The following is a 22352-nucleotide window of genomic DNA, read 5'->3' as shown; positions in this document are numbered from 1 at the left end:
TTCCTCTGAAGTGGGGTGGTTCTGGTGAATGACTGCGGCCCCGCGGCCCCGCACGTGCGAGTCCGCATGGGCTTCGTTCGACAGCCGCGCCGGAAGTTCGGCAAAGCCGCCAATTTTACCCCGGGGGGCAAACGCCTCCGGCCCTTGCGGCCGGGGCCGTGGATGCTCAGCGGCCGCCGCGGTTGCCGCGGCGAGGCCCGCCCGGACCGCGCGGCGCACCGCCAGGTGCCTGGCGCTGCCGGGTGAAGCTGTCTGCGCCGATGTAGCCCAGCGAGGTCTTCATCGGATCGGGCTGGCCGGCCGGCCCTCGATCGGCCTTGTCGCGCCCTTGCCCGCCGCCGCCAGGCCCCTTCCCCGGTCCCCTGCCCGGACCCTTGTTGCGCCCGGGCTGGCCGCCACCTCCGCGTGAGTCTCCACGGAAGTCACCCCGGCCGCCCTTGCCACCGCGACGCCCCTCGCCGGCGTCGCCCGAAGGCATGCTGGCGCCGGCAGCGTGCATCAACGACTTGATGTCGCGCTCGTCGAGCTCCATCCAGGCGCCGCGCTTGAGCCCCCGCGGCAGGACCATGGCGCCGTAGCGGATGCGGATCAGGCGGCTCACCGCGTGGCCCACGGCCTCGAACAACCGGCGTACTTCGCGGTTGCGCCCCTCGGAGATGGTCACGCGGTACCAGGCGTTGGCACCCTCGCCTCCGCCCTCCTCGATCGAGCCGAACTGGGCACGGCCATCGGCCAGGTCGACACCGTCGACCAAGCGCTGTTTCTCCTCGCCGCTGAGCGCGCCCAGCACCCGCACGGCGTACTCGCGCTCCAGGCCGAAGCGCGGGTGCATCAGCTTGTTGGCCAGCTCGCCGGAACTGGTGAACAGCAGCAGGCCTTCGGTGTTGAGGTCCAGCCGTCCGACCGATTGCCACTTGCCCTGCATGAGCTTGGGCAGCTTGCGGAACACGGTGGGTCGGTTCTGCGGATCATCGTGGGTGACGACTTCACCCACCGGCTTGTGATACGCGATCACCCGCGCCGGTGGCGGCGCGATGCGCACGCGGATCGGCTTGCCGTTGACCTTGATCTGGTCGCCCCACTGGATGCGCTGCCCGATGTGCGCGGGCTCGTTGTTCACGGAGATGCGACCCTCGGTGATCAACTGCTCCATCTCGAGCCGGGAGCCCAGGCCCGCCTGCGCAAGCACCTTGTGCAGCTTGGGGGTTTCGGGCTGGGGGGCCAACACGCGCTTGGGAGGCGCCAGCTCGGCACTCTGCTCCTGTTCGTCGTAACGGCCGGAGACCACGTCCTCGAACCGGATCACGGGCTCGGCTGCGGCGTTCTCGTCCTCGCGGCGAACCGCCGAACCAGGCGCGACCTCGACCGGCGCCTGCGCGGGCTCCGAGGGTTGCCGCTGCTCCTCGTCGAAGGGCGCAGGCATGTCGGATTCGGGAGCGGCCGGAGCGCCGCCTTCAGGGAGGGATGAGGTCATGATGGTTGTGAGCTCGGGCCATCCGGCAGATCCGCCGGGGCATCGCCTTCGATCGCCAGTTCGGGCTGGACCGGGAGGTCGGCCAGCGACTCCAACGCGGCCGCCGCCTGCACCGGGTTGTCCAGGAGCGGCAGCGCGTCGAGCGAGGGAAGGCCCAGGTCGTCGAGGAAGTGGCGGGTGGTGGCGAACAGTGCGGGACGCCCGGGCGCCTCGCGGTGTCCGATCACCTCGACCCAGCCGCGGTCCTCGAGTTGTTTGATGGTGAGGGAATTGACGGTGACGCCGCGGATGTCTTCGATGTCGCCACGGGTGACCGGCTGCCGGTACGCGATGATGGCCAGCGTCTCGAGCGTGGCCCGGGTGTACCGCGGAGGCTTTTCGGGATGCAGCCGATCGAGGTATTCGCGCATCTGCGGACGGCTCTGGAAGCGCCAGCCACTGGCCACGGCCACCAGTTCGACGCCACGCGTCGACCAGTCGTCCTGCAGGTCCTGCAGCAGGGCCTTGATGGTGTCGGCGCCGAGTTCGTCGTTGAACAGCACGCGCAGCTCACGCACCGACAGCGGTTGCGGTGAACAAATCAGGGCCGTCTCCAGGACGCGCTTGGCATCCGAGCTATTCATCGCTTCGTGTCGCAGGAAGGCCGCCTGTGAAGGCGGCTGGCGTAACGGTTGGAACCCGAAGGCTTCAGGGCGGCCCCGCCTGGGGGGCTCGACCGGGACTGCGCGCTGGTGCGCGAGCCGGCGGATTGTATCGCAGGCCCCAGGCGGCCAGAGCCTGCAGGAGGTCCCGCGGCGGGGACGCGTGGAACGCCAGTTCGGCGCCCGAGACGGGGTGGCGGAAAGCGAGGCGATCGGCGTGGAGGGCCTGGCGCTGCATGCCTGCGGCGGGTGCGCCGCCATAGAGTTCGTCGGCCACCAACGGATGACCGATGTGGGCCATGTGCACACGGATCTGATGCGTCCGGCCGGTCTCGAGCGTCGCGCGCACCAGGCAACCGGCGTCGGCATCGGCCAGGTGTTCGAGGTGGGTGCGCGCGGGCTTGCCGGGGTGCCGTTCGAGGTCGACCACGGCCATGCGCAGGCGGTTGGCGGGGTCGCGACCGATCCCGGCGTCGACGTCGCGCAGCGCGGGACCGCTCCAGGACCGATGCGCCAATGCGACGTACTGGCGCGAGACCTCACGCGCCGCGATCAGGCGCACCAGGGCATCCATGGCGGCGCGGTCGCGCGCCACCACCATCAGTCCGCTGGTGTCCTTGTCGAGGCGGTGCACGATGCCGGCTCGAGGCAGCAGCGCCGCGCGCGGATCGCGCGCCAGCAAGCCGTTGAGCAAGGTGCCGCGCCAATTGCCCGGTGCCGGATGCACCACCAGCCCCGCCGGCTTGTCCAGCACCAGCAGGTGGGCATCTTCGTAGATGACCGGCAGGTCCATGGGCTCGGGCACGAAGGCCTGGCTCTGCGGCGTGGGCCGCAGTTCGACCTGGCCCTGGTCACCGGCCTTCACCCGCGCCGCACTGCGGGAAAGCACGCGGCCGTTGAGGCGCACGGCACCGGCATCGATCAGCTGCTGCAGGTAGTTGCGCGAGAACTCGGGCACCAGCGCCGCGAGGGCTCGGTCGAGGCGCTCGCCGTGCAGCGCGGCATCGATGGCGAAGGTGCGCCATTCAGTGTCGGCACCCGGGTCCGGGCCTTCCTCCAGCACCTGTGCCAGCCCGGTCATGGAGAGGTCGGTCGATATAATCAATGCCCTTTCAAGTCAAGAGTGCCTGCGCGATGCTGCGTGCGAAATTATCGGCGGTCGCCCCAGGGCTTCTCGCCTTGAGCGTGGTCCTGCTGTCGGCCTGCTCGTCCATCAACCAGGACCAATCGACCTGGAGCCCCAACCGCCTCTACAGCGAGGCGAAGGACGAAGTCGCCGCCGGCTCCTTCGACAAAGCCATTCCGCTGCTCGAGCGGCTCGAAGGCCGCGCCGCCGGCACGCCGCTGGCGCAGCAGGCGCAGCTCGACAAGGCCTTCGCGCAGTTCAAGGCCGGCGAGAAGGCCGACGCGCTGGCCACCCTCGATCGTTTCCTGCGCCTGCACCCGGCCAGTCCCGCCGCCGACTACGCGCTGTATCTGAAGGGCCTGGTCAACTTCAACGACAACCTCGGGTTGTTCGCGTTCCTCTCGCGCCAGGACCTCAGCGAGCGTGACCAGCAGGCGGCCAAGGAGTCCTACGAATCCTTCCGCGAGCTGATCACCCGCTTCCCCGAGTCCCGCTACGCGGACGATTCGAAGGCCCGCATGACGTACATCGTCAACTCGCTGGCGCAGTACGAGGTGCACGTGGCCCGCTACTACTACCGGCGCGGCGCGTATGTGGCGGCCATCAACCGCGCACAGGCCGCCTTGAACGACTACCGCGAAGTGCCGGCCCTGGAAGAGGCCTTGTTCATCCTGCACCGCTCGTACGCGGCCCTGGGGATGGAGCAGCTGGCCGCCGACACGCGGCGCGTGCTCGAGAAGAACTACCCCGACAGCGAGTTCCTCAGCCGGGGCTTTCGCTCGGCTCAAGGCCCGTGGTGGAAGCTGTGGTAGCCGCCAGCTCCGCCAGCGCCGCCTGAAACGCGGGCGCCCCCTCCAGCCGCCGCATCGGCGGTAACGCCGACAGCAGGCGCCGCCCATACGGCATGCTGGCCAGCCGCGGATCGCACACCACGAGCACGCCGCGGTCGCTCTCGCGGCGGATCAGCCGTCCCGCTCCCTGTTTCAGGGCCACCGCCGCCTCGGGCAGGTGGTAGTCGCCGAAGGGGCTGCGGCCCTGGGCCTCCAGGCGCCGTGAACGCGCCTCCACCAGCGGATCGCCCGGTGGTGGAAAAGGCAACTTGTCCACCACCACCAGCTGCAGCTGGTCACCCGGCACGTCCACACCTTCCCAGAAGGAAGCCGAAGCGACCAGCACGCAGCCGCGACCGCCTGCACTCGAGCCCTCACGGAAACGCTCGATCAGGCGACGCTTGGGCCACTGGCCCTGCACCAGCACTTCAGGGTCGTCGGTCCCTCCGAAGCGCACCTGCAGCGCATCACCGATGGTGCGCAAGGCGCGCAGCGTGGTGGTCAGCACCAGGGTGCGACCGCCCAGCAGCCGCACCGCATCGGCCGCCAGCGCCGCCACCCGGCCACTGTGGGTGGGCTCGTTCGGCCGTGGAAAGTCGCGCGGGATGTACAGGCCTGCCTGCGCCGCGTAATCGAAGGGACTGCCGACGCGCAGTACCTGCGCGTCCTGCAGGCCGCAAGGCTCGGTGAACCAGCTCAGGCGCGCATCGTCACCCAGGGTGGCCGAGGTGAAGATCCAGGCCCGGCCGCTTGCGGGATCCGCCGCCTCGCCTTCGCCCTGCGCGGGCAGTCGCAGCAGCCTCGTGCGCACCGCCTGCGCGATGTCCAGCGGAGATTCGACCAGCCGCAGTTGCAGCCCGACGTCGAGCCACCGCACCGACGCCGGATCGCAGGGCCGCACGAAACGGTCGGCGCGTTCGGCCAGGGTGCGGGCGCGCTCGGCCAGCCGAAGGAAATCCGGCGCCACCTCATGCACCGTCTCCAGGGCCTCGAGTGCCGCATCGCAGGCGCGGGACACCGCATCGAGGGCGGCGTCCCAGTCGCGCGGCGCGACCTGCTCGGGCGCCTCGCCGTCCCACCTCAAGCGGGCACCGGTGGGCGTGCGCCCGGCGGTCAGGCGCAGCTCGCGGGCGGCCTGCTCCACGCCGGCAGCGACCTGCTGCCAGTCGCACATTCCCCGCGCGAGCTGCAGCCCGGCGCCCAGCACGTCGCGTGCGAAGTCGACCAGCTGGCCGGTTCCGAGCTGCACCCCGAGGAACTGGACGCCGGTTTCGTTGAGCTGGTGCGCCTCGTCGAAGATGGCCACGCGCACGGTCGGCAGCAACTCCGCCATGCCCGACTCACGCACGGCCAGGTCGGCGAAGAACAAGTGATGGTTGACCACGACCACGTCGCTGGCGAGCGCCTCGCGCCGGGCATGGTTGACGTGGCAGGCGCGAAACCGCGGGCATTGGGCGCCCAGGCAGTTTTCGCGCGTGGAGGTGACCAGGGGAATCACCGGGGATCGCTCGTCCAGGCCCGGCAGCTCGGCCAGGTCACCGGTGCGCGTCACGTGGGCCCATTCCTCGATCCGCGCCAGGCTGCGCACCGCCTGGCGGTCGGCCAGGGTGGCGTCCTGGCGCGCGAGCTCCATGCGGTGGATGCACAGGTAGCTGGCGCGGCCCTTGAGCAGCGCCGTGCGCACCGGCAAACCCAGCGCCTGCACCAGGCGCGGCAGGTCGCGCCCGAACAGCTGGTCCTGCAGGGTCTTGGTGGCGGTGGACAGCAGCACCTTCTCGCCCGATAGCAACGCGGGCACCAGGTAGGAGAACGTCTTGCCCACGCCGGTGCCGGCTTCGACCACGAGCACCCCACCCTGCTCGATGGTGCGCGCCACGGCCAAGGCCATGTCGGTCTGCCCCTGGCGCGGCTGGAACTGCTCGGCGGCGCGTGACAGCGCACCTTCGGCGCAGAAGACGTCGCGCACCTCGTCGGCAAGGCTCACGCGGGCTCCCGGGGTTCCAGCTGCCGCTGCAGCGCGTCGATGAGGTCGCGCAAGGCCAGGCGGCGCTTCTTCAGGCGCCGCAGCGCGAGTTCGTCGAGGGACTGGTCCAGGCCGGCGCGGTCGATCAGCGCGTCGAGATCGGCATGTTCGATGCGCAGCTCGATGAGGCGTCGCGCGGGGGAGTGCAGGTTCAGGTCCACGGGGGTTCGCCCGGTGCGGAATGAGGGTGGGCGCGGCCGATAATACCGCCCTGTCGCGGGCCCTCGTCCCGCATGGAAACAGGCATGGCCAAGGGCTACCGACTCACCGCATCCACCGGCCTCCACAAGGGCGACCGCGACTACCAACAGGACCAGCTCGCCCTGCTCGCCCATCCCCGCCATCCGGGCTGCGTGCTCGGGGTCATCGCCGACGGCATGGGCGGGCGCAGCGGCGGACGCAAGGCCTCCGACCAGGTGATGCTCACCGCCCGGCAGCTGTTCGAGCGCTACTCACCCGCGCAGGACGACGGCGGCCACATGCTCTCGCAGCTGGTGAAGGACGCGCACCTGGTGATCAAGCTCACCGCGCTCTCGTCCGAGGAGGAGCCGCACAGCACGGTGGCCGCGTTCCTGATCAACCCGGCCGGAGACTGCCACTGGGTCCACGCAGGAGACTCGCGCATCTACCACTTCCACGGGCGTGGGTTGGTCAAGCGCACCCTGGACCATTCCTACGTGCAGATGCTGGTGTCCCAGGGCGAGATCAGCGAGGACGAGGCCAACGACCACCCGCAATCCAACATCCTCATGGGATGCCTGGGCGCCGACGAAGATCCGCCGGCCGCCAGCCATCTCATTCCACAGCTGCGCCCGGGCGATACCCTGCTGGCCTGCAGCGACGGCCTGTGGCACTACTTCACCGACGAGGAGCTGGGCGCGGCCCTGGCCATGCTGTCCCCACGCGAAGCCACGGAGTTCCTGGTGTCCAAGGCACGCGCCCGGGCAGGCGGTGGCGGCGACAACCTGTCGCTGGTGATCGTGAAGCTCGAGCCCCTGGAGGAGTAGCCGACCGGCGTCCGTGCTCAGCTTCTCAGTCCGGAATGGGCAAGGGCGAGGCGGCCGGCTTGGTGCGCCTGGCGTTGCGCTCCAGCACCTTCTGCTTGCGCTCGGCTGCTTCGTCCAGTTTGCGCTGGTGGGCTTGTTCGCGTTCGGACCCGGTGAGCCCTGGAGGTTTGGCGACGGGCTCGCGCGGCAGGTGCACCGGTGACGGCTGCGGAGGTGCCGGCGCCGGTGCGGCCGCTGGCGGGGCCTCACCTTCCAAGGAGCGGCCCTCGCGCGGCGTGGCCGCCTTGTCCGCCAAGGCGCGTCGCCGTTCTTCGGCACGCTGCTGCCGCTCCGCCGCATTCACCGCGAGCTCCTGCTTCCTCAGCTCGGACAAGGCCACTCGGCGGCGGGCCGTACTCTCGCGCACGCAGTCGTTGACCGCGAACCGGGCTCGGCAGGCGACTTCCTCGCGCGCATGTCGGGCCTCGACCGCGGCCCGCTCGGCGGCGATCCGGGCGCGCTCGGCCTGCACCCATTCCGGCCCGGCCGTGCCCTGGGCCAGCGCGGCACCGGCAACGAGCAGCATCCCCAGCAAAGGCAGCTTGTTCATGTGAGGCGAGTGTCCACCGTTCGACGTTCCTGCGCCAGGAACTCGGCCGACTGCATCTCGGTCAGGCGCGAGACCGTGCGATGGAATTCATGTGCCAGTGCACCTTCGGTGTAAAGCTCCTCGGGGCGCACCTCGGCCGACATGATCAGCTTGACGCGGCGGTCATACAGCACGTCCACCAGCCAGGTGAAGCGGCGCGCCTCGGAGGCCATGCGCGCCGACATCTGCGGCACGCTGGACAAGAGCACCGTGTGGAACTGGGTCGCGATCTCCAGGTAGTCGTTCTGCGAGCGAGGTCCGCCGCAGAGGGTCTTGAAGTCGAACCAGACCACGCCACCGGCCTTGCGCCGGGCGCGGATCTCTCGTTGCTCGATGTGCAGCACCGGGTTCTCGTCATGGCTCTCGGCCAGTTCGGTGAACGCCGCGTCCATCTGGGCATCGGCCTCCGGCCCGAGAGGCGAGTGATAGAGCTTCACGTGCTCCAGCGTGCGGCGCCGATAGTCGGTGCCGTTGTCGACGTTGAGCACCTCGAGCCGGTCCTTGAGCAGCGCGATGGCCGGCAATATGCGATCGCGGTGCAGCCCGTTCGGATACAGCTCGTCGGGATGGAAGTTGGAGGTGGTGACGAAGCCCACGCCGTTGTCGAACAGTGCCTGCAGCAGGCGGTGCAGGATCATGGCGTCGGTGATGTCCGCCACGTGGAACTCGTCGAAGCAGATCAGCCGGTAGCGCCGCGCCATGCGCGCGCCCAGCACGTCCAGGGGGTTCACGGTGCCCTGCAGGTCCGCCAGCTCGCGGTGCACTTCGCGCATGAACTCGTGGAAGTGCAGCCGCGTCTTGCGGCGCAGCGGCATGGCGCTGTAGAAGCAATCCATCAGGAAGCTCTTGCCGCGCCCGACCCCGCCGTACATGTAGACCCCGCGCGGGATCTCGGGCCGGTTGATCAGCTTCTTGAAGAGGTTGGAGCGCTGCTCCTTGAACTGCGCCCACTCACGGGCGCAGCGCTCCAGCGCATCGACCGCGCGCAGCTGGGCGGCGTCGGCCGTGTAGCCGCGTGCCGCCAGCTCGGTCTCGTAGGCCTGGCGAACGGATGCGAACGGTCGCTGTTCGCCTTCGTTGCTCACGGGTGCGTCAGAAGTTGAGCGTGCGCTTGTCCACTGCCAGCGCCGCTTCCTTGGTGGCCTCGGACAGCGACGGGTGGGCATGGCAGATGCGGGCGATGTCCTCGCTGGAGGCCTTGAACTCCATCGCCACCACCGCCTCGGAGATGAGCTCGCTGGCCATGGGGCCCACGATGTGCACGCCGAGGATCTCGTCGGTTGCCGCGTCGGCCAGGAACTTCACCATGCCGGTGGTGTCGCCCAGCGCCCGCGCCCGGCCATTGGCCAGGAACGGGAAGGTGCCGGCCTTGTAGGTCACGCCGTCGGCCTTGAGCTGCTGCTCGGTGCGTCCGACCCAGGCGATCTCGGGGCTGGTGTAGATGACCCAGGGAATGGTGTTGAAGTTGACGTGCCCGTGCTGGCCGGCAATGCGCTCGGCCACCGCCACACCCTCCTCCTCGGCCTTGTGCGCGAGCATGGGCCCGCGCACCACGTCGCCCACGGCCCAGATGCCGGGTACGTTGGTGCGGCACTCATCGTCGACCACGATGGCCCCGCGCTCGTCGAGCTGGATGCCTGCAGCCTCGGCGTCCAGGCCCACGGTGTTCGGCACGCGGCCGATGGACACGATCAGCTTGTCCACCTGCAGGGTCTGCGCCTGGCCCTTGGCGTCGGTGTAGGCGATGGACACGCCCTGCTCGCCCTGGTTGCGAACCTCGCCGACCTTCACGCCCAGCTCGATCTTCAGGCCCTGTTTGGTGAAGGCCTTGTGCGCTTCCTTGGCGATCTGCTCGTCGACCGCGCCCAGGAAGGTGGGCAGTCCCTCGAGGATGGTGACCTCGGCGCCCACGCGGCGCCAGACCGAACCCATCTCCAGCCCGATGACGCCGGAGCCGATCAGGCCCAGCTTCTTGGGCACGGCCCCGATGCGCAGCGCGCCGTCGTTGGACAGCACGTTGACCTCGTCGAAGGGCGTGCCGGGCAGCGCGCGGGCGTTGGAGCCGGTGGCGATGATCACGTGCCTGGCCACCAGCGTTTCGTCCTGGCCGGAGACGCGGACTTCGTGCGCGCCCTCGGCAGCCTTCACGAACGAGCCGCGCCCGTGGAAGAAGCTGACCTTGTTCTTCTTGAACAGGTACAGGATGCCGTCGTTGTTCTGCTTCACCACCGCATCCTTGCGGCCGATCATCTTGCCCAGGTCGAGGCCCAGTCCCTGCACCTGGATGCCGTGCTCGCCGAAGTGCTTGCCGGCGTGCTCGAAGTGCTCGGACGACTGAAGCAGCGCCTTGGACGGAATGCAGCCGACGTTGGTGCAGGTGCCGCCCGGCGCCGGGCCGCCCTTGTCGTTCTTCCACTCATCGATGCAGGCGGTGTTGAAGCCCAGTTGCGCTGCCCGGATGGCCGCGATATAGCCACCAGGGCCGCCGCCGATGACGATGACGTCGAATTGCTTGCTCATGGTGGACGGCCTCAGATATCGAACAGCAGGCGCGACGGGTCTTCCAGCGCTTCCTTCATGGCCACCAGGCCCAGCACGGCTTCGCGGCCGTCGATGATGCGGTGGTCGTAGGACATCGCCAGGTAGTTCATCGGGCGCACCACGACCTGGCCGTTTTCCACCACCGCGCGGTCCTTGGTGGCGTGCACGCCCAGGATGGCCGACTGCGGCGGGTTGATGATGGGGGTGGACAGCATGGAGCCGAACACGCCGCCGTTGGAGATGGAGAAGGTGCCGCCGGTCATCTCCTCGATGCCCAGCTTGCCGTCCCGCGCCTTGGCGCCGAACTCGGCGATCTTCTTCTCCACGTCGGCGAAGGACATCTGGTCGGCGTTGCGCAGGATGGGCACCACCAGGCCGCGCGGCGAGCCGACGGCGATGCCGATGTCGAAGTAGCCGTGGTAGATGATGTCGTTGCCATCGACGCTGGCGTTGAGGATGGGGAACTTCTTCAGGGCATGCACGGCCGCCTTGACGAAGAAGCTCATGAAGCCGAGCTTGACGCCGTGCTCCTTCTCGAAGCGCTCCTGGAAGCGCTTGCGCATTTCCATCACCGGGGCCATGTTGACCTCGTTGAAGGTGGTCAGGATGGCATTGGTCTGCTGCGACATCAGCAGGCGCTCGGCGACACGGGCGCGCAGCCGGCTCATGGGCACGCGCTGCTCGGGGCGGGCGCCGAGGTCGGCCGGCGCGGGAGCGCTCACCTGGGGCAGCGGCGCGGCTGCCGGACGGGCGGCCGGCGCGGGAGCAGGAGCCGCCTTGGCGCCGCCGGCGATCGCGCCCAGCACGTCGCCCTTGGTCACGCGGCCGTCGCGGCCCGTGCCCTCGACCGAACCCGCCGCCAGCTGGTTGTCGGCCATGAGCTTGGCGGCCGCCGGCATGGCGACGCCGGCCTTGGCGCCACCGGCCGCGATGGCCGCGGGCGCCCCGGGGGCAGCGGCCGACATGCCGCCGGGCGGCGTCGCCTCGGCCGCGGCGGCCGCCGCGGCAGGCGCCGGTGCCGGCGCGCCGGCCCGGCCTTCGGAGTCGATGCGCGCGATCACCTGGTCGGCCACCACGGTGCTGCCGTCGGCTTCGACCACCTCGGCCAGCACGCCGGCGCTCGGGGCGGGCACTTCGAGCACGACCTTGTCGGTCTCGATCTCGATCAGGATCTCGTCCTGCGCCACGGCTTCGCCGGGCTTCTTCTTCCACTGCAGCAGGGTCGCCTCGGCGACCGATTCGGACAGTTGCGGAACCTTGACTTCAACGATGGACATGTTTGTTCTTTCTGCGGGACTGGAGGGGCCGGGCCCGCGGCCGTATGCCGGCTCGCAGGCTGCTGGCCCGGAATGGGGATGAGGAATCAGGCTTCACGGCGCCGGGCCCTGGGGCGCCGGCGCCGTCCCCGGTCCCTACTTGGTCAGGACGAACCCCTTGAGCTTGCCGAATGCGCCCTCCACCAGGGCCTTCTGCTGCTCCTGGTGCAGGTGCGAATAGCCCACGGCCGGAGATGCCGAGGCGGCGCGGCCGGCATAACCCAGGCGCTGCCCTTCGAGCATGTTCTCGTGGATGTTGTGCTGGATGAAGAACCACGCGCCCTGGTTCTGCGGCTCGTCCTGGCACCACACGAGGTCGGTGGCGTTCGGGTACTTGCGCAGCTCGGCCGCGAACACCTTGTGCGGGAACGGGTAGAGCTGCTCCACGCGCAGGATCGCGACGTCCTCGGCGCCCTTCTCGGCCCGCTTCTTGGCCAGGTCGTAGTACACCTTGCCCGAGCACATGATCACGCGCTTGACCTTTTCGTTGCGCAGCTCCTGCACCTCGGGCAGCACGGTCTGGAAGCCGCCCTTGGTGAACTCGGACAGCGGCGAGGTGGCGTCCTTGTTCCGAAGCAGCGACTTGGGCGTCATGATGACCAGCGGCTTGCGCAGCGGGCGCACCATCTGCCGGCGCAGCAGGTGGAAGATCTGGCTGGCCGTGGTGGGCTGGACCACCTGCATGTTGGTGTCGGCGGCCAGCTGCATGAATCGCTCGAGCCGGGCCGAGCTGTGCTCGGGGCCCTGGCCTTCGTAGCCGTGCGGCAGCATCAAGGTGATGCCATTGACCCGGCCCCACTTCACCTCGCCGGACGCGATGAACTGGTCGATCACCACCTGGGCGCCGTTGGCGAAGTCGCCGAACTGCGCTTCCCAGATCACCAGCGTGTTGGGGTCGTTGGACGCGTAGCCATACTCGAAGCCCAGCACCGCCTCCTCGGACAGGATGGAGTCGATCACGACGAACGGCGCCTGGTTCTCGGCCACGTTCTGCAGCGGGATGTAGGTGCCGACGTCCCAGCGCTCGCGGTTCTGGTCGTGCAGCACGGCGTGGCGGTGCACGAAGGTGCCGCGGCCCACGTCTTCGCCGGACAGGCGCACCGGGTAGCCGCTGGCCACGAGCGAGGCATAAGCCATCTGCTCGCCCATGCCCCAGTCGACGTTGGCCTCGCCGCGGCCCATGGCGGCGCGGTCTTCCAGCACCTTGCGCACCAGCGGGTGCACGGTGAAGTTCTGGGGCACCGTGGTGATGCGCTCGGCCAGGCGCTTCCACTCGGTCAGCGGGATGGCGGTGTCGGCGTTGTCGGTCCACTTCTTGCCCAGGAACGGGCTCCAGTCGACCGCGTACTTGCTCTTGAAGTTGGTCAGGACCGGATCGACGGTGTGGGTGCCGGCGTCCATGGCGGCGCGGTAGGCCTTGGCCATGTCGTCACCGAGGGACTCGCCCAGGCCCTGCGTGGCCAGCTTGTCGGCGTACAGCTTGCGGGTGCCGGGGTGGGCCGCGATCTTCTTGTACATCAGCGGCTGGGTCAGCGAGGGCGTGTCCTGCTCGTTGTGGCCCAGCTTGCGGAAGCAGACGATGTCCACCACCACGTCCTTGCCGAACTCCATGCGGTACTCGACCGCCAGCTGCGTGGCCAGCACCACGGCCTCGGGGTCGTCGGCGTTCACGTGCAGCACCGGCGCCTCGATCATCTTGACCACGTCGGTGCAATACAAGGTGGAGCGGCTGTCGCGCGGGTCGGAGGTGGTGAAGCCGATCTGGTTGTTGATGACGATGTGCACCGTGCCGCCGGTGAAGTATCCGCGCGTCTCGGCCAGGGCCAGGGTTTCCTGCACCACGCCCTGCCCGGCGAAGGCCGCGTCACCGTGCACCAGCACCGGCAGCACCTGCTTGCCCTGGGCATCGGCGCGGCGGTCCATGCGGGCGCGCACGCTGCCCTCGACCACCGGGTTGACGATCTCCAGGTGCGAGGGATTGAAGGCCAGGCTCAGGTGCACCGGGCCGCCGGGGGTGGAGACGTCGGAGCTGAAGCCCTGGTGGTACTTCACGTCGCCGGCCGGCAGGTCTTCCTTGGCGGTGTGCTCGAACTCGGCGAACAGGTCGCGGGGCATCTTGCCCAAGGTGTTGACCAGCACGTTCAGGCGGCCCCGATGGGCCATGCCGATCACGATTTCCTGCACGCCCTTGCTGCCGGCCTCCTGGATCAGCTCGTCCATGGAAGCGATGAAGCTCTCGCCGCCTTCCAGCGAGAAGCGCTTCTGGCCCACGTACTTGGTATGCAGGAAGCGCTCGAGGCCCTCGGCCGCGGTGAGCCGCCCGAGGATGTGCTTTTTCTTCTCGGTCGTGAAGACCGGCTTGCTGCGGATGGTCTCGAGCTTCTGTTGCCACCAGCGCTTGCGCACCTGGTCGGTCATGTACATGTACTCGGCGCCGATGGTGCCGCAGTAGGTCTCGCGCAGGGCGTTCATCAGCTCGCGCAGCGTCATGCTTTCGCGGCCGAAGAAGGTGTTGCTGGTGTTGAACACCGTCTCCTGGTCGGCATCGGTGAAGCCGTAGAAGGACGGGTCGAGCTCAGGGATGTTCTCGCGCTCGGTCCGCTTGAGCGGGTCGAGGTCGGCCCAGCGGGCGCCGACGTTGCGGTAGGCGGCGATCAGCTGCTGGACCGCGGTGCGCTTGCGCCCGAGTTCGGAATCGGCCCCGCTGGCGACCACGATCTGCGTGGGCCCCTGCTTGGCGCGCTGGGCGAAGGCGTTGATGACGGGGATGTGCGGAACGTCCTTGGCCTGGCTGCCATCGACGGCGGGCACGTTCTGCAGCGCGTCGAAGTACTCGCGCCAGTTGTCGGGGACGCTGCCCGGGTTGGAGAGGTAGTTTTCGTACATCTCCTCGACATAGGGGGCATTGCCGCCGAAGAGGTACGAGTTGCCGCGCAGGGCCGTGTAGACGCGTTTCGTCTCACTCATGAGTTTCGCTACTTTCCGCCCCCCTGCAGGGAGCATGGAGCTGGTTAGATCAACCTTCCGCGTCACGGCTGAACCGGTTGGCGGATGCGACAGTGGCTGGAAGGACCGAAGTTGCCGGCGGATTATGACCCAGGAAAACCCTCGTCCCCCGCGAGGTTGAAGTTCTTAATCCGCCCTTGCGTCACGGCTGCAACAGTTCACGGATCTGCTGCAGCGCGCCGGGGTCCTCGATGGTGGTCAGGTCGCCCGGATCCCGCCCCTCGCAGACGGCCTGTATGGCCCGGCGCAACAGCTTGCCGCTGCGGGTCTTGGGCAGCAGCGACACGAAGCGCACCCGCGCCGGCCGGGCCAGCGCACCCAGGCGCTCGTCCACGACCTTCATGATCTCGCCCTCCAGCCGCAGGCGCGAGGCCTCGTCGGCCACGGCACTCGCGTCGCGCGGCACCGCGAAGGCCACGGCCACCTGCCCCTTGAGCGCGTCGGCCACCCCGACCACGGCCACCTCGGCCACGGCCGGGTGACGGCAGATGCATTCCTCGATCTCGCGGGTGCCCAGCCGATGGCCCGCCACGTTGATCACGTCGTCGGTGCGCCCCAGGATGTAGTAGTAGCCGTCGGCGTCGCGGATGGCCCAGTCGAAGGTGCTGTAGACCATCCGCCCCGGAATGGTCTTCCAGTAGGTGTCGACGAAGCGCTCGTCGTCGCGCCACACCGTCTGCATGAAGCCAGGCGGCGTGGGCAGCTCGATGGCGAGCACGCCTTTCTGGTCGGGACCGTCCAGCTCCTCGCCCGAGATCGAATCGAGCAGCTTGACCTTCCAGCCGTACATGGGCACGCCGGGGCTGCCGAGGCGCGAAGGCCGCGGCTCGACGCCGTTCGCGATGGTCAGGATGGGCCAGCCGGTCTCGGTCTGCCAGTAGTTGTCGATCACCGGGACACCCAGCTCGCCGCTGATCCAGCGCGCGGTGGGTTCATCCAGCGGTTCGCCCGCGAGGAACAGCGCGCGCAGGCTGCTCAGGTCGTGCCGCTTCATCAAGGCCGCATCGTGCTTCTTGAGCACGCGAATGGCCGTGGGCGCACTGAACATCACGCCCACGCGATACTTCTCGACGAGGCTCCACCAGATGCCGGCATCGGGACGCACCGGCAGGCCCTCGTACAGGATGGTGGCCATGCCGGCGATCAGCGGGCCATAGACGATGTAGCTGTGCCCGACGACCCAGCCGATATCACTGGTGCAAAAGAAGGTCTGGCCCGCTTCGCCCTGGAAGATGTGCTTCATGCTGGCCGCCAGCGCCACCGCATAGCCACCCACGTCACGCTGCACGCCTTTGGGCCGGCCGGTGGTGCCGCTGGTGTACATGGTGTAGCTCACGTCGGTCGCGTCCAGCCATTCGCAGGCCACCGTGTCGCCCGCGTGGCGCGCGGCCAGGGCGCCCCAGTCATGGTCGCGCCCGGGCACCCGCTCGACCGGCGCCAGGCCGCGGTCGAGCAGCAGGACCGATTCGGGCTTGAAGGTCGACAGGCGGATGGCCTCGTCCAGCAGCGGCTTGTACGCGATGACCTTGCCGCCGCGCGATCCCGCATCGGCACTGACCACCACGCGCGGCGCCGCGTCCTCGATGCGGGTGGCCAGCGAGCCCGACGCGAAGCCGCCGAACACCACCGAATGGATGGCGCCGATGCGGGCACAGGCCAGCATGGCGACCACCGCCTCGGGCACCATGGGCATGTAGATCAGCACGCGGTCGCCCTTGCCCACGCCCAGGCCGCGCAGCATGGCGGCCGACAGCTGCACCTGTTCGTGCAACTGGGCGAACGTGAGGGTCTCCTCGCGCCCGGTTTCGGTGGAGACGTGGATCAGCGCAGGCTGCCCTCCCCGCTCGGCCAGGTGCCGGTCCACCGCGTTGTGGCACAGGTTGGTGCGGCCACCGCCGAACCAGCGCGTGAAGGGCGGGCGGTCGTTGTCGCAGATGCGCCGCGGCGGGGTTTCCCAGTCGATCAGCCGGGCCTGCTCGGCCCAGAACTCATCAGGTTGCTCGATCGAACGTTGATGGAACTCGCGATAGGACGGCATGCCGGCTGTCTCCTGGAGGGGTGTTGAAAGTGTTCGGCAGCTTCGTTGCCCCGGGCGGGGCCTCACTTGATCAAGGTCAGCATCTCCTTGAATCGGGGGTTCGAAGCGTCGCGGATCCACTCGAACGCGACCATCTCCGTGGTGACCAGTTCGGCACCGGCCCCGGCCAGGCGGTCGAAGGCGGCATCGCGGTTGCGCTCGGTGCGCGAGCCGCAGGCGTCGGTGACCACCCAGACGTCGAACTCTTCGTCCAGCAGTTCCAGCGCGGTCTGCAGCAGGCAGATGTGCGCCTCGCAGCCTGCCAGCACCAGGGTGTCGCGACCCGGGGCGGGGGCTGCCGGTTTCTGCAGGTGGCGCGGCAGGCTGCGGGCATTGCCGGCCGCAGGCCGCGGGGCCGGCCGCAACCGGGGCATCAGCGCGGAGGCGGCGCTGAAGGTGGTCTTGGCGACGGCCGGACCGGTGAGTTCGGCCAGTTCGGGCTCGGTGGGACCCAGGCCCTGCGGGTTCTGTTCACTGGCCCACACCGGCACCTGCACCAGCCTGGCAAGCCGGGCCAGCCGCAGCGCGTTGCCGAACACGTTGGCCTGGTCGTGGATGGCCGGCATCAGGCGCTGCTGGTAATCCAGCAGCACGAGTTGGGAGTCTTGGCTGTCTAGGAGCATAGCCAGGGATTATTGATCCCCCCGAAGCGGCCTGGTGGCCGCCTCCCCCCTAGGGGGCGCAACCAGCGGCCCGGCAAAGCCGGTTCCGCGGTTGCCGCTGGGGGGTGCCTACCGCTGCGCGGTGGCCTGGTCGGCGTTCACCCCAAGGTGCGCAACCAGCGGCCCGACGAAGCCGGTTCCGCGGCGGCACGGGAAGGGCCGGCCGCTACGCGGCGGCCTGCGCGGGTCGTCGCGCCTGCGGCCTGTACCGCTGCCCTGGCAGCGTTCACGCCGCCCGGGGAAAACCACGGATGGGCAGGCTGGTAAGCTCCGCCGCCATGTCACCGTCCCGCTGGTTGTGCGCCGCCCTGCTGGCGCTTCCCCTGACCTGCTTCGCCTGGCCTTCTGCCGACGGTGAGCGTGAGCCGCAACCGATCACCGAGCGAAAGCTGCTCGATCGCCTGGAACAGGCCGGTCACACCGTGATGGACAAGGCAGACGCCATGCGCGAGAAGGCCACCGGGCTGGTCGGGCACGCGATGGGGTTCCTGGGAGTGCCCTACCGGCGCGGCGGCGAGTCGGCCGAGGGCGGCTTCGACTGCAGCGGTTTCGTGCGCGCCATCTATGGCCAGACCGTGGGGCTGGTGCTGCCGCGCCGGGCCAAGGAACAGGCGGCGGCCACCCTGGTGATCGACAAGAAGGACCTGCAACCGGGTGACCTGGTGTTCTTCAACACCATGCGCCGGGCGTTCAGCCACGTAGGTATCTACGTGGGCGACGGCAAGTTCATCCATGCCCCGCGGCCGGGCGCGCAGGTGCGTGTGGAAAACATGGCCGGGCGCTACTGGGCCACGCGATTCGATGGAGCGCGTCGGGTCGATGCGGCGGAGAAAGCCGCCGAGTAGATCGGCCGCCCGGACAAGAAAAAGGCCGGCGAACAGCCGGCCTTTTTCTCATGACTATCGCCGCGGTGGCGGCACGTCGGTGCAGGTGCCGTGCGCGATCTCGGCGGCCATGCCGATGCTCTCGCCCAGCGTCGGGTGCGGGTGGATGGTCTTGCCGATATCCAGTTCGTCCGCGCCCATCTCGATGGCCAGGGCCACTTCGCCGATCATGTCGCCGGCATGGGTGCCGACGATGCCGCCACCCAGGATGCGATGCGTCTGCGCATCGAACAGCAACTTCGTGAAGCCTTCGTCGCGCGTGTTGGCGATGGCCCGGCCCGAGGCCGTCCAGGGGAAATGCCCTTTCTTGATGGCGATGCCCTGGGCCTTGGCCTGGTCCTCGGTGAGCCCGACCCACGCCACCTCGGGGTCGGTGTAGGCCACGCTGGGAATGACGCGCGCCTCGAAGGCCGACTTCTCGCCGGCCGCCGCCTCGGCCGCCACGTGGGCTTCGTGCACCGCCTTGTGGGCCAGCATGGGCTGGCCGACGATGTCGCCGATGGCGAAGATGTGCGGCACGTTGGTGCGCATCTGGATGTCCACCGGAATGAAGCCCCGGTCGGTCACCGTGACGCCGGCCTTGTCGGCACCGATCTTGTTGCCGTTGGGCGAACGGCCCACCGCCTGCAGCACCAGGTCATAGAGCTGAGGCTCCTTGGGGGCCTGCTCGCCCTCGAAGCGAACCAGGATGCCGTCGGCCGTAGCCTCGGCGCCCACCGTCTTGGTCTTCAGCATGATGTTGTCGAAGCGCGGCGCGTTCATTTTCTGCCACACCCGCACCAGGTCGCGGTCGGCGCCCTGCATCAGCCCGTCGAGCATCTCCACGACGTCCAGCCGCGCGCCCAGGGTGGAATAGACCGTGCCCATCTCCAGTCCGATGATGCCGCCGCCCAGGATCAGCATGCGCTTGGGATCCGTGGCCAGGTCCAGCGCGCCGGTCGAATCGACGACGCGCGGGTCCGTGGGCATGAAGGGCAGCCGCATGGCCTGCGAACCGGCCGCGATGATCGCGTTCCTGAACTTGATCACCTGCTTCTTGCCGGTGGTCTCGGCGCCGTCGCCGGTGGTTTCCTCGACCTGCACGTGGTGCGGGTCGGCGAAGCTGCCGATGCCCCGGATCACGGTGACCTTGCGCATCTTGGCCATGGCCGAGAGGCCGCCGGTGAGCTTGCCGACCACCTTCTCCTTGTGCGCCCGCAGCTTGGCGCGGTCGATGGTGGGCTTGCCGAAGCTCACGCCCAGCGCATCGAAGTGGCTCACCTCGTCCATCACGGCGGCCACGTGCAGCAGCGCCTTGGATGGGATGCAACCCACATTGAGGCAGACGCCTCCCAGCGTGGCATAGCGCTCGACCAGCACGACCTTCATGCCGAGGTCGGCGGCGCGAAACGCCGCGGAGTAGCCGCCCGGGCCCGCGCCCAGCACCAGCACGTCGCACTCCAGGTCGGCGCCGCCCGCATAGGTGGACGCCACCGGAGCCGGCTGGCTCGGCGCGCTCGCCGCGGGTTGCGCGGCGGGCGCAGCCGACGGTGCCGGTGCCGCGGGGGCCGGTGCCGGTGCCGCGGCGCCAGCTTCGGCGCTTTCCAGTACCAGCAGCACACTGCCTTCGGACACCTTGTCACCGAGATGGACCTTCAACTCCTTGACCACGCCCGCATGCGTGGAAGGGATCTCCATGGAGGCCTTGTCGCTCTCGACGGTGACCAGTGATTGTTCAGCGCGGATGGTGTCGCCGGGCTTGACCAGCACCTCGATCACGGCGACATCCTTGAAGTCGCCGATGTCGGGAACCTTCACATCTACCAGACTCATTTGTTGTTTTCCTTGGTCTTGACGGTGAACACGTCCCAGGGGCCGGCGGAGTTGCGGTCGAATTCGCAGCCGGCTGCAATGCCGGCCTCCGCCACCTCACGCGCGGTCTTGGCCCGGCCGTAGGTGGCGTGCATGGCGCCCAGCGCGAAACTGCGGCCCGAGCCGATGCCCCAGAACTCCTTGAACTCGAAGACCTCGCGATAGCTGTACAGGCCGTAAATGCCGCTGGCGTTGGCGATCACCACGCTGAACTGGCTGGACTCGTACGGATCGCTGTCCTCTTCCTTGGTCTGCAGGAAGAAGTTGTCCTTGAGGTAGGGGTGCAGCTTGGTGAAGGTGTCGAACACCTCGTCCTTGTTGCCCAGTTGCAGGATCTCGCGCGGCATGGTGCCCAGCGCCTTGCGCAGCACGGGAAAGTGCGCCACGGTGCCGGCCATGCCGATGTAGTTGGGTCCGGTGTCGGTGTCGATCCGAAAGATCTTGGTGTTGTCCTCGTATCGATTGGCCAATCGCGTGTCACCGAAGGTCACCAGGGTGTCCGCCGCGATGGCGATCTGTCCCGCTTTCCGCACCACAACCACAGTCGTCATTGAAACCCGCTTTTCTTCTTAAAGGAGGACCCGGCGGAAGTCAGCCAGGATCTGTCCCAAGTAGGCGTTGAACCGGGCCGCCGCGGCGCCGTCGATCACCCGGTGGTCCCACGATAGCGACAGCGGCAGCATCAGCCGAGGCTGGAACTGCTTGCCGTCCCAGACCGGCTCGGTCTGGCTTTTGCAGACGCCGAGGATAGCGACTTCCGGTGCGTTGATGATCGGCGTGAAGTAACGGCCACCGATACCGCCGAGCGACGAGATGGTGAAGGACGCACCCTGCATGTCGGCCGGGCCGAGCTTGCCGTCGCGCGCCTTCTTGGCCATTTCGGCCATCTCCTGGCTGATCTGCATCACGCCCTTCTTGTCGGCGTCCTTGATCACCGGGACGACCAGCCCGTTGGGCGTGTCGGCCGCAAAGCCGATGTGGAAGTACTGCTTGTAGACCAGCTGATCGCCATCGAGCGAGCTGTTGAACTCGGGAAACTTCTTGAGCGCCGCGACGCTGGCCTTGATCAGGAAAGCCAGCATGGTGACCTTCACGCCGCTCTTCTCGTTCTCCTTGTTCAGCTGAACGCGGAAGGCCTCGAGATCGGTGATGTCCGCATCGTCGTGGTTGGTGACGTGCGGGATCATGACCCAGTTTCGATGCAGGTTGGCGCCGCTGATCTTCTTGATCCGGCCCATGTCCTTGCGCTCGACCGGGCCGAACTTCGTGAAGTCGACCTTGGGCCAGGGAATCAGGCCCAGCGCCTCGCCACCCCCGGCCCCCGACGGCGCCTTGGCCGCGGCGGCACGGGTGCTGGCCTGGCCGCTCATCACGGCCTTGGTGAAGGCCTGCACGTCTTCCTGGGTGATGCGGCCCTTTGGCCCGGAGCCCTTGACCTCTTCCAGAGGCACACCGAGTTCGCGCGCGAACTTGCGCACCGAGGGCGACGCGTGCGGCAGCCCGGTGCGCACCTCCGGCTGGTGCGGCGGCAAGGCGGCCGTGGGCGAGACCCGGCCGTGGCCGGCGGCTCCGCTGGCGGCTTCGGGCGCCGGCGTGGTGCTCGCAGGAGCCGGAGCCGGGGCAGCAGCAGCCGGCGCCGGAGCCGGCGATGCGCCGCCCGCGCTTCCCTCCAGCACGGCGATCAGGTCGCCGATGTTGACCTTGTCACCCAGCTTGACCTTGAGCTCGCGCACGGTGCCCGCGGCCGACGACGGGATCTCCATCGAGGCCTTGTCGGATTCGACCGTGATCAGCGATTGCTCTTGCTTGACCGCGTCGCCGGGTTTGACCAGCAGCTCGATCACGGCGACGTCCTTGAAGTCACCGATATCGGGCACCCGCACCTCCACCGGACCTGCCGACGCGGCCGGCGCGGCGGCGGGTGCCGGTGCCGGTGCCGGTGCCGCCGGAGTCGGCGCAGTGGCAACAGGGGCCGGCGCGGCAGCCGCCGGCGCGGGCGCCCCGGCACCCGCGCCTTCGGCTTCGAGCAGCAACAGCACCGTGCCTTCGGCGACCTTGTCCCCGAGCTTGACCCGCAGTTCCTTGACCACGCCGCCCGCCGACGAGGGGATCTCCATCGAGGCCTTGTCGGACTCGACGGTCACCAGCGACTGTTCGGGCTTGATGGTGTCGCCTGGCTTGACCAGGACTTCGATCACCGCGACTTCTTCGAAGTCCCCGATATCGGGCACCTTCACTTCGATCAACGCCATAAGGATTCTTCTCCTGTTCTTGTTGTGGCGCGCC

18 protein-coding genes are annotated in these 22352 nt (G+C 68.7%); 3 read left to right on the top strand and 15 right to left on the bottom strand.

Annotated features, from left to right (window positions below):
• Window positions 1-166: 166 nt before the first annotated feature.
• The 3 genes from JI739_RS16925 to JI739_RS16915 form a co-directional block, all read right to left on the bottom strand.
• The gene (locus JI739_RS16925) at window positions 167-1474 is read right to left on the bottom strand and encodes a pseudouridine synthase (protein WP_201685110.1); all 1308 of its coding nucleotides are present in this window, start codon (window positions 1472-1474) and stop codon (window positions 167-169) included.
• Entirely contained in the window at window positions 1471-2097 is a 627-nt protein-coding gene (gene scpB / locus JI739_RS16920; RefSeq protein WP_201685109.1) for an SMC-Scp complex subunit ScpB, read from the bottom strand. The genes JI739_RS16925 and scpB overlap by 4 nt, the downstream gene beginning before the upstream one ends.
• 64 nt (window positions 2098-2161) lie before the next feature.
• Complete coding sequence (locus JI739_RS16915; RefSeq protein ID WP_201685108.1) at window positions 2162-3196, bottom strand: RluA family pseudouridine synthase; 1035 nt, start codon at window positions 3194-3196, stop codon at window positions 2162-2164.
• A gap of 53 nt (window positions 3197-3249) precedes the next feature.
• Here JI739_RS16915 and JI739_RS16910 point away from each other — a divergent pair, with 53 nt between their 5' ends.
• The gene (locus tag JI739_RS16910) at window positions 3250-4053 is read left to right on the top strand and encodes an outer membrane protein assembly factor BamD (protein WP_201685159.1); all 804 of its coding nucleotides are present in this window, start codon (window positions 3250-3252) and stop codon (window positions 4051-4053) included.
• Here the strand turns inward: JI739_RS16910 and yoaA are convergent.
• Window positions 4004-6055, bottom strand: a complete 2052-nt coding sequence (yoaA, locus tag JI739_RS16905) for a DNA repair helicase YoaA (RefSeq protein WP_201685107.1) — start codon at window positions 6053-6055, stop codon at window positions 4004-4006. The genes JI739_RS16910 and yoaA overlap by 50 nt on opposite strands.
• Complete coding sequence (locus tag JI739_RS16900; RefSeq protein WP_201685106.1) at window positions 6052-6255, bottom strand: YdcH family protein; 204 nt, start codon at window positions 6253-6255, stop codon at window positions 6052-6054. The genes yoaA and JI739_RS16900 overlap by 4 nt, the downstream gene beginning before the upstream one ends.
• An 84-nt stretch (window positions 6256-6339) precedes the next feature.
• Here JI739_RS16900 and JI739_RS16895 point away from each other — a divergent pair, with 84 nt between their 5' ends.
• A complete protein-coding gene (locus JI739_RS16895; protein ID WP_201685105.1) occupies window positions 6340-7101 on the top strand; it encodes a PP2C family protein-serine/threonine phosphatase in 762 nt (253 codons plus the stop codon).
• Window positions 7102-7126: 25 nt separating this feature from the next.
• Here the strand turns inward: JI739_RS16895 and JI739_RS16890 are convergent, their stop codons facing one another.
• The 7 genes from JI739_RS16890 to JI739_RS16860 form a co-directional block, all read right to left on the bottom strand.
• Window positions 7127-7690 (bottom strand): hypothetical protein, encoded by a 564-nt coding sequence (locus JI739_RS16890; protein ID WP_201685104.1) that lies wholly within the window; start codon window positions 7688-7690, stop codon window positions 7127-7129.
• Window positions 7687-8814, bottom strand: coding sequence for a cell division protein ZapE (zapE, locus tag JI739_RS16885; RefSeq protein WP_354003741.1), 1128 nt, complete (start codon window positions 8812-8814; stop codon window positions 7687-7689). The genes JI739_RS16890 and zapE overlap by 4 nt, the downstream gene beginning before the upstream one ends.
• Window positions 8815-8821: 7 nt before the next feature.
• Window positions 8822-10249 (bottom strand): dihydrolipoyl dehydrogenase, encoded by a 1428-nt coding sequence (gene lpdA, locus JI739_RS16880; RefSeq protein WP_201685102.1) that lies wholly within the window; start codon window positions 10247-10249, stop codon window positions 8822-8824.
• A gap of 11 nt (window positions 10250-10260) precedes the next feature.
• Window positions 10261-11547: a 2-oxoglutarate dehydrogenase complex dihydrolipoyllysine-residue succinyltransferase gene (odhB, locus tag JI739_RS16875; RefSeq protein ID WP_201685101.1), complete on the bottom strand. Its 1287-nt coding sequence runs from the start codon at window positions 11545-11547 to the stop codon at window positions 10261-10263.
• Between the two features lie 135 nt (window positions 11548-11682).
• Window positions 11683-14553, bottom strand: a complete 2871-nt coding sequence (locus JI739_RS16870; protein WP_201685100.1) for a 2-oxoglutarate dehydrogenase E1 component — start codon at window positions 14551-14553, stop codon at window positions 11683-11685.
• 181 nt (window positions 14554-14734) lie between these two features.
• On the bottom strand, window positions 14735-16630 hold the full coding sequence (locus JI739_RS16865; protein WP_201685099.1) for a propionate--CoA ligase: 1896 nt from the start codon (window positions 16628-16630) through the stop codon (window positions 14735-14737).
• A gap of 62 nt (window positions 16631-16692) precedes the next feature.
• On the bottom strand, window positions 16693-17292 hold the full coding sequence (locus JI739_RS16860; RefSeq protein WP_201685098.1) for an isochorismatase family protein: 600 nt from the start codon (window positions 17290-17292) through the stop codon (window positions 16693-16695).
• A gap of 464 nt (window positions 17293-17756) precedes the next feature.
• Between JI739_RS16860 and JI739_RS16855 the strand changes: the two genes are divergently transcribed.
• Window positions 17757-18176, top strand: coding sequence for a C40 family peptidase (locus JI739_RS16855; RefSeq protein WP_236589817.1), 420 nt, complete (start codon window positions 17757-17759; stop codon window positions 18174-18176).
• Window positions 18177-18230: 54 nt separating this feature from the next.
• Here the strand turns inward: JI739_RS16855 and lpdA (JI739_RS16850) are convergent, their stop codons facing one another.
• Genes lpdA (JI739_RS16850) through aceF form a run of 3 tightly spaced genes read right to left on the bottom strand, consistent with a single transcriptional unit; the run spans window position 18231 to window position 22318 of the window.
• Window positions 18231-20027, bottom strand: a complete 1797-nt coding sequence (gene lpdA, locus JI739_RS16850) for a dihydrolipoyl dehydrogenase (protein WP_201685096.1) — start codon at window positions 20025-20027, stop codon at window positions 18231-18233.
• On the bottom strand, window positions 20024-20617 hold the full coding sequence (locus JI739_RS16845; protein ID WP_201685095.1) for an Ntn hydrolase family protein: 594 nt from the start codon (window positions 20615-20617) through the stop codon (window positions 20024-20026). Before JI739_RS16845 ends, lpdA (JI739_RS16850) begins: the two co-directional genes overlap by 4 nt.
• Before the next feature lie 18 nt (window positions 20618-20635).
• On the bottom strand, window positions 20636-22318 hold the full coding sequence (gene aceF / locus JI739_RS16840) for a dihydrolipoyllysine-residue acetyltransferase (protein ID WP_201685094.1): 1683 nt from the start codon (window positions 22316-22318) through the stop codon (window positions 20636-20638).
• Window positions 22319-22352: the final 34 nt, after the last annotated feature.

The organism is Ramlibacter aurantiacus (assembly GCF_016722895.1).
GTDB classification, from domain to species: Bacteria; Pseudomonadota; Gammaproteobacteria; order Burkholderiales; family Burkholderiaceae_C; genus Ramlibacter; species Ramlibacter aurantiacus.
The sequence above is the reverse complement of the archived record's forward strand: the minus strand, read 5'-3'. Positions and strand labels throughout refer to the sequence as shown.

Coding starts and splice junctions, on each gene's coding strand:
- JI739_RS16925 (WP_201685110.1), bottom strand. CDS start 1,474: ATGACCTCATCCCTCCCTGAAGGCGGCGCTCCGGCCGCTCCCGAATCC.
- scpB (WP_201685109.1), bottom strand. CDS start 2,097: ATGAATAGCTCGGATGCCAAGCGCGTCCTGGAGACGGCCCTGATTTGT.
- JI739_RS16915 (WP_201685108.1), bottom strand. CDS start 3,196: ATGACCGGGCTGGCACAGGTGCTGGAGGAAGGCCCGGACCCGGGTGCC.
- JI739_RS16910 (WP_201685159.1), top strand. CDS start 3,250: ATGCTGCGTGCGAAATTATCGGCGGTCGCCCCAGGGCTTCTCGCCTTG.
- JI739_RS16895 (WP_201685105.1), top strand. CDS start 6,340: ATGGCCAAGGGCTACCGACTCACCGCATCCACCGGCCTCCACAAGGGC.
- JI739_RS16890 (WP_201685104.1), bottom strand. CDS start 7,690: ATGAACAAGCTGCCTTTGCTGGGGATGCTGCTCGTTGCCGGTGCCGCG.
- lpdA (WP_201685102.1), bottom strand. CDS start 10,249: ATGAGCAAGCAATTCGACGTCATCGTCATCGGCGGCGGCCCTGGTGGC.
- odhB (WP_201685101.1), bottom strand. CDS start 11,547: ATGTCCATCGTTGAAGTCAAGGTTCCGCAACTGTCCGAATCGGTCGCC.
- JI739_RS16870 (WP_201685100.1), bottom strand. CDS start 14,553: ATGAGTGAGACGAAACGCGTCTACACGGCCCTGCGCGGCAACTCGTAC.
- JI739_RS16865 (WP_201685099.1), bottom strand. CDS start 16,630: ATGCCGTCCTATCGCGAGTTCCATCAACGTTCGATCGAGCAACCTGAT.
- JI739_RS16860 (WP_201685098.1), bottom strand. CDS start 17,292: ATGCTCCTAGACAGCCAAGACTCCCAACTCGTGCTGCTGGATTACCAG.
- JI739_RS16855 (WP_236589817.1), top strand. CDS start 17,757: ATGGACAAGGCAGACGCCATGCGCGAGAAGGCCACCGGGCTGGTCGGG.
- lpdA (WP_201685096.1), bottom strand. CDS start 20,027: ATGAGTCTGGTAGATGTGAAGGTTCCCGACATCGGCGACTTCAAGGAT.
- JI739_RS16845 (WP_201685095.1), bottom strand. CDS start 20,617: ATGACGACTGTGGTTGTGGTGCGGAAAGCGGGACAGATCGCCATCGCG.
- aceF (WP_201685094.1), bottom strand. CDS start 22,318: ATGGCGTTGATCGAAGTGAAGGTGCCCGATATCGGGGACTTCGAAGAA.